This is a genomic window from Bradyrhizobium neotropicale (genome assembly GCF_001641695.1).
In the GTDB taxonomy this organism is placed as follows: domain Bacteria; phylum Pseudomonadota; class Alphaproteobacteria; order Rhizobiales; family Xanthobacteraceae; genus Bradyrhizobium; species Bradyrhizobium neotropicale.
Window position 1 is genome coordinate 221190 of the sequence record NZ_LSEF01000063.1, and the last position, 11606, is coordinate 232795.

Below are 11606 nucleotides of genomic sequence, written 5' to 3' on the forward strand. Positions count from 1 at the left end.
CACGCCATCGCGGCCGCACAACCGGATTAATGCTTAGGTAACTGGCTTTCCTAAGGTTTAGGCCATTTGTGCGGTGTATTCGTGTTCCCTCAGGGAGGGGGAATGCGTCAGGTATTTTCAGGGATCGCGACCAGAATGTCCCGAGCCGCGAGAGGCGGCTGGGAGGCAGCGTCGCGGCGCGGCCCGGTGCTGTGGCTGACCCTGTCCGGCGCATTGCTCGTAGCCGGCATCTTCGCCGTGACCGCCGTGGCGGTCGGCGAGTTTCGCGAGCGCACGCTCGTCAACCGCGAGCGCGAGCTGGAAAACACCGTTCAGCTGATCGCACGCCATTTCGACCAGCAGTTCGAGGACTCCGACCTCGTCGCGGCCGATCTGATCGGACAAATGCGTCTGCCGGAGATCACCTCGCCCGAGATGTTCCGCGAGCGGATGTCGGGGCCTGCCGCAAACCAGATGCTGCGTGGCAAGGTCGGCGCCGTTTCCTATCTCGGCGACATCGCGATCTACGACGCGGACGGCGAGCTGATCAACTGGTCGCGGGCGCAGCCGCTGCCCAAGATCAACGTCTCCGCGCGCGCCTACTTCCAGACCTTCAAGTCGGATCCGCTTGCCGAGCCGGTATTGCTGGAATCCGTGCACAGCTTCATCATCGGCAAATGGACCACGATCGTGGCACGCCGGCTGAGCACGCCGGATGGCACTTTCCTCGGCGCGATGGTCCGCCGGATCGATCCCGACAGCTATCAACGCTATTTCGCCTCCGTGGCGCTCGCCGAAGGAGCGGCCATCTCGCTGTTCGACCGCGAAGGCAAGATGCTGGCCCGCTACCCGCACGTCGAAGAGCTGATCGGCCGGAGTTTCAAGGATGCGCCGCTGATGCAGAAGGTGCTGACCAAGGGCGGTCAGCAGACGCTTCGCGTCAGGAGCCCCATCGACGGCGAGGAGCGGCTCGGCTCCGCCGCGTCGCTGATGCACTTCCCGCTGGTCATCGTTGCGACCAACACCATGAGCGCCGCGCTGGCCGACTGGCGGCAGCAAACCGGCTTCATGGTCACCACGGCAACGCTTTCGGCCACAGTGATCGCGCTGATCCTGTTTCTGATCATCCGGCAGATCAACCGGCAGAACCGCGAGGCCCAGGAGCGGCTGGAAGCGGAGCGGCTGCGGCTCGACACTGCAATCAACAACATGTCGCAGGGACTGATCCTGTACGACGCCAGCGGGACTATCGTCACCTGCAACCGCCGCTATGCCGACATGTTCGGCCTGTCGCACGACATCATCAAGCCCGGCTGCCACATCCATGAGGCGATGTACCATCGCAAGGAGCGTGGAGCGTTCGACGGTCATGTCGAGGCGTTTTGCGCCGACGTGATGAGGATCGTCGCCGAAGGCACGGTCTCCACACGGATTCATCAACTGCCCAACGGACGCTCGTTCCAGGTGATCAACACCCCCCTCGCGCAGGGTGGGTGGGTCGCCACCATCGAGGAGATCACCGAGCGGCGCAATCTGGAGCAGGAGCGCGACCGCAACTACACGTTCCTGCGCGAGATCATCGATCACATCCCCTCGCAGATCACCGTGAAGGATGCCCACACGCGGCAATATCTGCTGGTCAACCGGATCGCCGAGGAAATCTTCACGGAATCGGGGGAGACCATCGTCGGCAAGACGGCGGCCGACATTCTGCCGAAAGCGGATGCCGATATCGTCACCAGCGATGATAACGCCCTGCTGCGATCGCCCAATCGACTGCTGCTCAAGGAGCAAAGCTGGAAGACGTGGATCCATGGCCATCGCCATGTCATCTCGAAGCGCATCAGCATCCGCGACAAGGCCGGCGAGCCGCGCTACATCATCAACGTCATCGAGGACATCACGGAACGGCGAAAGGCCGACGAGAAGATCGCGCACATGGCGCATTACGATGCGCTGACCGACCTGCCCAACCGCGCGCTGTTCCGCGAGCAGATCGAGCGCGAGCTGGAGAAGGTCGCCGACGGCGAGCAATTCGCGCTGCTCTACATTGACGTCGACGAATTCAAGGGCATCAACGATTCGCTCGGCCATCATGTCGGCGACGAGCTGCTCAAGGCGATCGCGGGCCGCATTCGCGGCTGCCTGAAGCACGGCGATCTGATCGCACGGCTCGGCGGCGACGAATTCGCCGTCATCCAGACCAAGGTGGAATCGTCCGCCGACGTGCTGTCGTTCGTGACCCGCATCCACGAGGCGATCCGCCAACCCTATCATTGCCTCGGCCATCAGCTCTCCACCGACGCCAGCATCGGCATCGCGCTGGCGCCGCAGGACGGCACCGACCTCGACCAGCTCATCAAGAATGCCGACCTCGCGATGTACGGCGCCAAGGCAGAAGGACGCCGCACCTACCGCTTCTTCGTGCCCGCCATGGATGCGAGCGCCAAGGCGCGCCTCACCATGGAGCAGGACCTGCGCCAGGCCATGGTCAACGGCGGCTTCGAGCTCAACTACCAGCCGCTGGTCAATCTGCACTCCAATGAGGTCTCCGGGTGCGAGGCGCTGCTCCGCTGGCGTCATCCCGAACGCGGCATGGTATCGCCGGCCGAGTTCATTCCGATCGCCGAGGATACCGGTCTGATCACCGAGATCGGCGACTGGGTGCTGCGCACCGCCTGCATGGAGGCCGCGACCTGGCCGGCGCATGTGCGGCTCGCGGTCAACGTCTCGCCGGTGCAGCTCAAATGCGACACGCTGGCGCTGAAGATCGCGGGCGCGCTTGCTGCCTCCGGGCTCGATCCCCGCCGGCTCGAGCTCGAGATCACCGAGGCCGTGCTGATCCGCGACGACGAGGCGGCGCTCTCGATCCTGCACCAGCTCCGGTCGATCGGTGTGCGCATCGCGCTCGACGATTTCGGCACGGGCTATTCTTCGCTGAGCTATCTGAAGCGCTTCCCGTTCGACAAGATCAAGATCGACCGCTGCTTCGTCGCCGACATTGCGGACGCGAGCGGCACACCCGTGATCGTGCAGGCGGTGGTGAACATCGCCGCCGCCAGCAACATGACCACCGTCGCCGAAGGCGTCGAGACCGAAGCGCAGCGCGAGATGCTGCGTACGCTCGGCTGCACGGAAATGCAGGGTTATCTGTTCAGCGCGCCGAAGCCTGCGGCTGAGGTGCGCAAGCTGTTCGGATCGGGCGACATGCTGGTGGCGGCGGTGGCCTGAGATGACAAAACCGGCCAAGACCGTCGACGTTGCGCATTCCTACGCCGTGCGGCTGATGCAGCACCTCGTCGTGCCGACCTTCGTGATCGACCCGAAGCGCCGGGTCGTGATCTGGAACAGAGCCTGCGAGCGGCTGACCGGTGTCGCCGCATCCGAGGTGATCGGCACGACCAAGCACTGGCAGGCCTTCTACGGGACGAAACGCCCTTGTCTTGCCGACCTCGTCGCGCTCGACCGGCCGGAACAGCTTCCCGAGTTCTATTCTGAATATGCTGCGCGCGGCCACAACGGGCTCGGCTTCAGCGCAGAGAACTGGTGCGTGATGCCGAAACTCGGCAACCAGCTCTATCTCGCCATCGACGCCGGCCCGATCCATGACGAGGCCGGCAATCTGATCGCGGTTGTGGAGACGCTGCGCGATCTCACCGATCAGAAGCGGGCCGAGATGGCGCTCAAGGAGCTCGCCACCAAGGATGGGCTCACCGGCCTGTCCAACCGCCGCTCCTTCGACGAGATGCTGCTGACGGAATGGGCCCGCGCCCAGCGGACGCAAAAACCCCTGGCGCTGCTGTACGTCGACGTCGACCATTTCAAGCTGTTCAACGACCTGCACGGTCACCAGACCGGCGACGAATGCCTGCGCGCGGTTGCCACCGTCGTCAGCCGGCATGCCGACCGCCCGCTCGACCTCGCCAGCCGCTATGGCGGGGAGGAGTTCGCGCTGATCCTGCCGGAATTGGATTGCGAGGCCGCCTGCGCCGTGGCCGAGGAGATCCGCAGTGCCGTCATGGCCTTGCAGATCGCCCATGGCGCCAATGGGGCCGGCGATCACGTCACCCTCAGCGTCGGCGTCGCAAGCCACGTCCCCGGCGAGGGCGACGGCGGCCCCGACCGGCTGCTCGGCTCGGCCGACCAGGCGCTCTATGCCGCAAAACGCCTCGGCCGCAACCGCGTCATCTGCGCCGAGCGGGTCCTGACCCAATTTGCGAGGCTCGACCGTGAGATGTCGCAGGTTCCGGCCGCGACCGCGCGCAAATCGGCCTAAAGCGCGATTCGCGCTTTAGGTTCTTGTTTAAGCATGATCTTTTCGGACAACCGCTGCACACTTTTCCGGATCATGCTTGCGCAGCGAGAAGCGGTTGCCCGCCCCTCGCCAATCAGCTAAATGAGCGGTCACTGCACCCGTAGCTCAGCTGGATAGAGCGTTGCCCTCCGAAGGCAAAGGTCACACGTTCGAATCGTGTCGGGTGCGCCAGCAATATCAGTCAGTTGCGCAATCCCGGGATTTGAGGCGCTCCGTGTGGGTAAGCACGGGTAGGCAACCGGATCGGCTAACGACCTCCCGTCTATCAGAGTAGGGCAGCTACCACCGCAAGGGACCATGACAGGCGACTTCGAACGCGATGCGCGCCGAAGGTGAAGCTCGAAGGTTAGTTCGAGCTAAAGATGGGGGGTAGTGTCAGACAGGCGCACATCACATGCACTTCAGGTAAGCAGGGACAATCTGCTCACCTTCGCTTTGCGAAGGCAAAGGTCACACGTTCGAATCGCGCCGGGTGCGCCACTTAGATCAAGGACCCGCTTGAGACACCTGGACATGTCGGTGAATACGGAGATGACCCATGAAACTCGCGCATGACGGCGTTCAGCTCTCCTTCGACATCGCCGGGGCGGGACCGCTTCAATTCCTGTTCGTCCATGGCCTAGGCGGGGATCGCACGCATTTTGCGCCGCAGATGGAGTACTTCGCCCGTCAAGGTCGGGCGTTGAATGCCGAGCTGCGGGGGCATGGTGAGAGCGACAAGCCGCAACAGGCGTATTCGATCGAAGGCTTCGCCGATGATCTCGTCTGGCTGTGCAACCGACAGCAGATCACAAAGCCGGTCATCGTGGGTCAAAGCATGGGTGGCAACATGGCGCTCGAAATCGCCGCCCGCTATCCGGACTTTCCGGCAGGCCTGGTGCTGCTCGATTCAGGGGTGCTCTTCCCTGCCTCGGCAGGGACGGTGTTCGCCGGGTATCTGGAAGGCTTAAGGGGCGCGGACTTTGCGGACGAGGCGCGAAAAATCGTGGCGGACTCCTGTCTGCCGACCGACAGATGCCGCGCCCATGTTGAACAGACCTTTCTGGCGACGCCACAGCACGTATTGGTGTCCACATTTACAAGCCTGTTTCCCTGGGATGTGCATCGGGCGCGTGAGTGCGCCCAGGCGTGCCGGGTCCCGGTGCTCTACATCGAAGCGGCCCATCGGCTCGCGGATCTGGATCGTTTTGCGGCGCTGTGCCCGCAACTGGTCACGGCCAAGGCCGTCGGCTCCGGGCATTTCCTGTCGCTGGAAGTGCCGGAGCAGATCAACCCGATGATCGACCGGTTTATCTCGCTCTACGTGCGAAGACCCGGGTGAGCTTCGGCGCGGCGGGATAGCCGTGCGCGGATCCGCACGGTTCGGTATAGTGCCACAGCGTAGCAATAGCGCCCATCTTCATCGGCCGTGGCGCGCCAACAGCGGCAGCAATTATCCAATGCATATTATCGATCGTTTGTTCTCTTGCCTCGTTCTATTCCTTGCAATCGCAGCCGCCCCGGCGCTTCCCGTGCACGCTGCCGAAACCTGCCCGTTCATCAGCGCCAAGGAACTCGCCGGCGCGATGCCGGCGCTCAAATGGTCACTGGTTTCAAATCAGGACGGCCGCGGCTGCATCTACCAGGGCGGGCGCGGCGACACCATGATGCTGACCGTGTTCCGCAATCCCGACAAGGACCGCGCCAAGGAATTGTACGCGACCTTCGTCAAGACGCTTGGCGAGCGCATGCCGCTTAACGCGATGTCCGGGGTCGGCGAGGAAGGCCAGGGCGGAATGAGCGCCGCCGGCGCGCAGCGCCAGGAGGCCTCGGTCGTCGCCTTGTCCGGCGATTACATTCTGCAGATCAGTGTCTACCCGATCGGCCGGCGTGCCGACGACGCGCTGCTCGGACCGCTCACCGAAGTCGCGCGCGTTGCCATCGGTAATATGGGCAAGACCAGCGAGCGATTCGGCGATTGCGAATGGCTCACTGGCGCGGATGCCGACGGCTTTCTCGACAAGAGCACGCTGACGGTCCAGCGGACCGGCGCGGGCAGCTGCATGATGTTCGATCGCGAGGGCAACACCATGGTCGTCGCGGTGATCGCGATTTCGCGCGACACCGTCATCAGCATGATGAAACGCACGGACCCGTGCAAACACGTGGCGATACCCGAGCTCGGCAGTGAAGCGTTCGGCGAGCATTCCTGCACCAAGGGCAACGGCAACGCCGTCAACATCTATGTCTGGAAGAACGGCAGGCAGGCTTCGATCCTGTTCGCGCCGGTGAAGCCGCATGCGGAGTCCGGCTCGGTCGAGCGCCTGAAGGCGGTCGCCGGGCGGGTCTATGGAAAACTGTAGCGGCGCCGCGCTACTTTGCCGGCGGCACGCGCCGTAGCTCCGCCACTTCGTGGCCAATGCTTCGGCGGGCTGATCGCCCGCCTCGCACCGTCATCCCCGCTCAATGCTTCATCTGCTCGAACACCACGATCACGCCGGTCGGCTCGGGCTCATGTGCCATCAGGCGCGTCAGGTCCGAATCGCCCCAATCGGCGAGGCTGACGACTTCACCGCTCGAGCGTTCCGCCCCGAGCGACTGCGCGGGCTCGAGGACCTTCAGTCCGCTCTCGTCGACGAAGAACGTGTGCTCGCCGAACATGCTGTTGAGTTGCGGCATGGCAGGATGCTCGTCGGGAAGCACCTGAGCGCCGAGTTGCCTGACGGTCTGCTTCACTTGCTCGGACGTTAGCTTCATGGGCTGCTCCGTTTCTGTCATGTCCGGTTTCATCGAGGCCGAGGCGGACGTTCCCTGCGCCCTTGTCCGCCTGGCTCAACTTCCGAACGGATGCTGCAGACAAATGTTCCTGCGCGATGCATTTCGTGATGTCGGGTTTCACCCGCCGCGCTCATGGCGCGAGATCGCCACGTTGCGCCCATCATTGAACGAGCCGGCAGGACCGGACGCGGCTATTGGCTTCGGTTCTCGCCGGCCGACAGCGCGCAGATGCGCGACAGATGCGTGTAGGGCAGACCGGTCTCCCCGGCCCAGGCGTTGAACTGCGCCTGCACCTTGGCGAGGTCGCCCTTCGACTTCACCTCCTCGGCAATGTCGAGGCCGGCGTCACGCAGGCAGGCGACCACGTCCTTGGACGTGACAAATCCGTCCCAGCCGACGAAGCGCAGCAACATCTGGCCGGTGTTGCCCCCGAGCCGGCTGCCGCGCTTGGCGAGAAGATCGAGCAGGCCGATCTCGTCGGATGACGGCCATTTCGCCAGGAACTTGGCGAAGCTGCCGTGCTCCTTGGCGATCTCCTGCACGAAGGCGGCGTTCGCGCGCACCGACATGATCTTGGCGCCGTTGCGCACGATGCGCGCGTCGCGCATCAGGCCCTCCCAATAGTCCTCAGGCTGGAAGGTGAGCTTGGCCGGCTGGAAGTGCAGGAATGCGTCTTCAAAGCCGTCCCATTTCGCCTCGATCACGCTCCATGCGAAGCCTGCGCAAAACACCCGCCTGGTCATCTCGCTGAGGATGCGATCGTCGCCGAGCTTCGCCAGCCGCTTCAGGTCGGGCTTTTCCGGCATCAGCTTTTCCAGCGCCTTGGGGCCGCCCTTGCGCTTCTCGGCACGGGCGCGAATGGTCTTGAAGGGGGTCATGGGTCACCGCGTTGAGGCGCGTTACGACAGCAGAGTTCGAAGAGCCCGTCCAGTGCGGCGCCACCCTCCGCATCGGCGCACTCGAACGCGATGCAGTATAGGTCCAGTGGGCGGCCTCCCGGCTGATTTGACGCGGCCAACGGGTGCGGCACTGGTCTGGTTCTTGCTTTTCCTTCTCGTCCGGAATTGCCAAACGTCCATTTCCGACCCAATGGATTTTCAAATGCGCTGCCTGGTCGTTGCAGACCTGCATTACGCACTGCCGCAGTTCGACTGGCTGGTGAGCGCGGCGCCGCATTTCGATCTGATCATCTTTGCCGGCGATGCGCTCGACATCGGCTCTATGGTGGATTTTCGCGCGCAGATCGTGGTGGTGAAGAAATACCTCGAGCTGCTGGCGGCCCGGACGCGCGTCATCCTCTGCTCCGGCAATCACGATCTCGACGAGCGCAACGCGGAGGGCGAAAAAGTCGCGCGATGGACCTCGGAGGTGCGCGAGCTCGGGATCGCCTGCGACGGTGACAGCCTCACCATCGACGACACGTTGTTCACGGTGTGCCCGTGGTGGGACGGGCCGCTGGTCAAGCAGCGCATCGCCGACCAGCTTCGCGACGCCGCCGCCAACCGGCCGCAGAGATGGATCTGGGCGCATCACGCACCGCCGGCGGATTCACCGACGAGCTGGGGCGGCAAGCGCTTCTTCGGCGATGTCGAGCTGGTGCAATGGGTCGGGCAATACCAGCCATCCATCGTCATCTCGGGCCATGTGCATCAGTCGCCCTTCGTCAAGGACGGCTCGTGGTTCGACCGGCTGGGTCCGACCTGGGTGTTCAATGCCGGCTTGCAGCCGGGCCGACCGCCGACGCACATCGTGCTGGATCTCGACGAGAGCAAGGCGTTCTGGCTTGCCGCCGGCGAAGCGCAATGGATCGATCTCGACGCCGCATTGACGCGGCCCGCCGCGCCTGTCGAGGATCCGCCGGACTGGCTCACATCCTTGGATCGGATTGCCGATCCGAGCCTGGCGAGACCTCAAGCGGCGGCAGGTTGATCATGCTCTGGAGCACCTCACCGACCATCGCCAGATGCGTGCCGTGCCCGGCATATTGCCGCTTGAGATCGGCGAGATAGGTGTTGGCGACGTTGAGCCGCTGCGCCAGCATGCGCGCGATCAGGAGCGCAACCTCCGGCTCCTGCTTGAGGAACGAGGCGGCATCCTCGATTTCGTAGATGACGGCATCCGAACACGCCCGCACCGTCGCGGTGTGCGGTTGCCCGAGCAGCACCGACATCTCGCCGAGAACCGCCCCACGCTCGGCGACAGTGGCGACCACCGTGTCGCCCTTGATCACCTCGAGCTTGCCCTCCATCAGGACGTAGAGATGGCCCGAGGTCCCGCCCTCGGTGACGACGAGCGTACCGGCCTTGACCTGCCGCTCCGTTCCGCCGGTGCAGTAATCCAGAACTGCGCGCATCGCCGAAAACTCCCTTAAGGCGAGACACTAAAGCACGATCCGCGCGGCACGCTTGCTCAAATTTACGGCAAGCCGACCAACGAGCGCCTGGAGCGGCGTCTCATTTTCGTTCACCGTCGACGCGACAGGCGCTTGGCGAGATGAATCGACTGCCAATCGCCAAGTCCGGTATCCCGAAACCCCGCTTTCTTCGCAAGACCGCGCATTTCAGCGTTCGTTCGCGCGGTCTCGCCCGCGATCATGTCGTGGCCGAGATTGACGGCGCGCATCTCCATCGCCGTCATCATCAGGAAGCCAACGCCCTGGCGCTGGAAGGCATCGGCGACCGAAATGGCGAATTCGCCCTGGCTCGCAGCCGCGTCATAGGCGTATCGCGTCTCGCCGATGATCGTGCCCTGCCCCTCCCGCCTGAGTTCGGCAAGCAGCGTGAAGCGATCGGGATGGCTCGTCTTTGGCAGACATTCGGCGGCGACCACGGCAAAGTCGGCGCGCGCTCCCATGAAGCGCTTGTTACGTGATGTCGGGGAAAGGCTGATGAAATAGGCCGACAGGCTCGCCACATCGGATGCACTGGCGGCTCTGATGCGGACCATGCCCTTCGCTTCGGCCACAACGCCGGCCTGGCGTCCGCCGAGAGGCACGACGACCAGCTCGGCCGGCTCGACAACATCCCCCGGAAATATCTCTGACATGCGTGACGCTTTCGGCAGGTTGCGTGAAACCGCAGACCTAGTGGTTCATCACAGTGATTTTGACGTTTTGATACCGAGCCATCCGAGGATAGGCAACTTTTCGGGTGGCAAGAGGATCTCGATGCTTCGAGCGACGCCGGGCTGGCGACGAATGAACCCGTTGCGTTCGAGGGTGAGGATCATCTGGTGGACTGACGGCGGGCTGACGCGGAAATGCCGCTGGATGTCGGCCTCGGCGGGCGGCTGTCCGAACATGTACGAGTAGGTATGGATGAAAGCGAGATAGTGTCCCTGCTTCTCGGTGAAGTGCGCGCCTGATTTTTGACTCATAGCTGGATTCGTCCCGGCCTCCGACAAGGAGGCGAAGCATGAATGTACGTTATCGGGTCGAATTGAGCCAAGCCGAGCGGGACGAACTGACGGCAATGCTCGGCGGCGGCACGCATTCCGCCCGCAAACTCAAACGGGCTCAGATTGTGCTGGCGGCCGATTCAGGCAGCTGCGACGCGGAGATTGCCCGAACCGTCCGGGTCAGCCTTTCCACCGTCGGCCGGACCAAACGCCGTTTCGTAGAAGGCAATCTGGAGCGGGCCTTGAGTGAGGAGCCGCGTCCGGGCGCGGAACGCAAGCTGACAGGCAAGGAAGAGGCCCTGCTGGTGGCGACGGCATGCGCCAAGCCGCCCGCCGGCCGCAAACGCTGGACGCTGACATTGCTGGCCGACGCGATGGTCAAGCTCACCGATCACGCCAGCCTGTCGGGCGAGACCGTGCGCCGCCGGCTGGCCGACAACGACCTCAAGCCGTGGCGCCGGGATATGTGGTGCATTCCTCATGTCGACGGCGAATACGTCGCCCGGATGGAGGATGTGCTCGATCTCTACGCCGAGGCGCCGGATCCCGAGCGGCCCCTGGTTTGCTTCGACGAGACCCCAGTCCAGCTGATCGGCGAGGTACGCCAGCCGATCCCTGCCCAACCGGGACAGCGCGAGCGCTACGATTACGAATATCGCCGCAACGGTACCGTCAATCTCTTCGTCACCTTCGATCCGCATCGCGGCTGGCGCAATGTCAAGGTTACAGACCACCGCGCCGCGGTCGACTACGCGCACTGCATGCGCGAACTCGTCGACGTCCACTATCCCAATGCCGCCTGCATCCGTGTGGTGCAGGACAATCTGTCGATTCATACGGCCGGCGCGCTATATCAGGCATTTGCGCCTGCCGAGGCCCGTCGCATCCTGCGCCGCCTCGAGTTCCACTACACCCCGAAACACGCCAGCTGGCTCAATATGGTCGAGTGCGAGATCAGCGTGCTGCAGCGCCAGTGTCTCGGCCGTCGCATCGACGATCCCAAAAGGCTTCGAAAAGAAATCGCAGCATGGCAACGGCAGCGAAACAAGGCGCGAGACCGCATCAAATGGATGTTCACAACCGACAAAGCCCGCGCCAAACTCGGTCGCGCCTATCCAGTTGCCGCCAAAGAGTCAAAACCACTGTGATGAACCACTAG

The 11606-nt window shown here is 63.6% G+C and carries 11 protein-coding genes and 1 tRNA gene; 7 read left to right on the forward strand and 5 right to left on the reverse strand.

Annotation, left to right across the window (positions count from 1 at the left end; genetic code table 11):
* Positions 1 to 102 precede the first annotated feature (102 nt).
* From AXW67_RS22300 to AXW67_RS22320, 5 genes are all read left to right on the forward strand, one after another.
* A complete protein-coding gene (locus tag AXW67_RS22300; RefSeq protein ID WP_063679572.1) occupies positions 103 to 3210 on the forward strand; it encodes a bifunctional diguanylate cyclase/phosphodiesterase in 3108 nt (1035 codons plus the stop codon).
* Between the two features lies 1 nt (position 3211).
* Positions 3212 to 4255 carry a sensor domain-containing diguanylate cyclase gene (locus AXW67_RS22305; protein WP_063679573.1) on the forward strand — a complete coding sequence of 348 codons (1044 nt, stop codon included), beginning with the start codon at positions 3212 to 3214 and terminating at the stop codon, positions 4253 to 4255.
* A 133-nt stretch (positions 4256 to 4388) separates the two neighbouring features.
* Positions 4389 to 4465, forward strand: a tRNA-Arg gene (locus AXW67_RS22310).
* Between the two features lie 367 nt (positions 4466 to 4832).
* The gene (locus tag AXW67_RS22315; protein WP_063679574.1) at positions 4833 to 5615 is read left to right on the forward strand and encodes an alpha/beta fold hydrolase; all 783 of its coding nucleotides are present in this window, start codon (positions 4833 to 4835) and stop codon (positions 5613 to 5615) included.
* A gap of 190 nt (positions 5616 to 5805) precedes the next feature.
* Positions 5806 to 6636, forward strand: coding sequence for a hypothetical protein (locus AXW67_RS22320; RefSeq protein ID WP_245315665.1), 831 nt, complete (start codon positions 5806 to 5808; stop codon positions 6634 to 6636).
* Between the two features lie 100 nt (positions 6637 to 6736).
* Here the strand turns inward: AXW67_RS22320 and AXW67_RS22325 are convergent, their stop codons facing one another.
* Positions 6737 to 7030 carry a hypothetical protein gene (locus AXW67_RS22325; RefSeq protein WP_027549966.1) on the reverse strand — a complete coding sequence of 98 codons (294 nt, stop codon included), beginning with the start codon at positions 7028 to 7030 and terminating at the stop codon, positions 6737 to 6739.
* A gap of 212 nt (positions 7031 to 7242) precedes the next feature.
* Positions 7243 to 7929 (reverse strand): DNA-3-methyladenine glycosylase I, encoded by a 687-nt coding sequence (locus AXW67_RS22330; RefSeq protein WP_063679576.1) that lies wholly within the window; start codon positions 7927 to 7929, stop codon positions 7243 to 7245.
* Positions 7930 to 8152: 223 nt separating this feature from the next.
* Here AXW67_RS22330 and AXW67_RS22335 point away from each other — a divergent pair, with 223 nt between their 5' ends.
* Entirely contained in the window at positions 8153 to 8980 is an 828-nt protein-coding gene (locus AXW67_RS22335; RefSeq protein WP_063679592.1) for a metallophosphoesterase family protein, read from the forward strand.
* On the opposite strand, the gene AXW67_RS22340 is transcribed toward AXW67_RS22335, so the two are convergent.
* From AXW67_RS22340 to AXW67_RS22350, 3 genes are all read right to left on the reverse strand, one after another.
* Positions 8919 to 9404, reverse strand: a complete 486-nt coding sequence (locus tag AXW67_RS22340; RefSeq protein WP_063679577.1) for a Crp/Fnr family transcriptional regulator — start codon at positions 9402 to 9404, stop codon at positions 8919 to 8921. The two genes, AXW67_RS22335 and AXW67_RS22340, sit on opposite strands and share 62 nt — an antisense overlap.
* A gap of 110 nt (positions 9405 to 9514) precedes the next feature.
* A complete protein-coding gene (locus AXW67_RS22345; RefSeq protein WP_082907975.1) occupies positions 9515 to 10096 on the reverse strand; it encodes a GNAT family N-acetyltransferase in 582 nt (193 codons plus the stop codon).
* Between the two features lie 48 nt (positions 10097 to 10144).
* Positions 10145 to 10426 (reverse strand): LexA family protein, encoded by a 282-nt coding sequence (locus AXW67_RS22350; protein WP_063675745.1) that lies wholly within the window; start codon positions 10424 to 10426, stop codon positions 10145 to 10147.
* A gap of 38 nt (positions 10427 to 10464) precedes the next feature.
* On the opposite strand from AXW67_RS22350, the gene AXW67_RS22355 reads away from it, so the two are divergent.
* On the forward strand, positions 10465 to 11595 hold the full coding sequence (locus AXW67_RS22355) for an IS630 family transposase (protein ID WP_063675747.1): 1131 nt from the start codon (positions 10465 to 10467) through the stop codon (positions 11593 to 11595).
* Positions 11596 to 11606 lie beyond the last annotated feature (11 nt).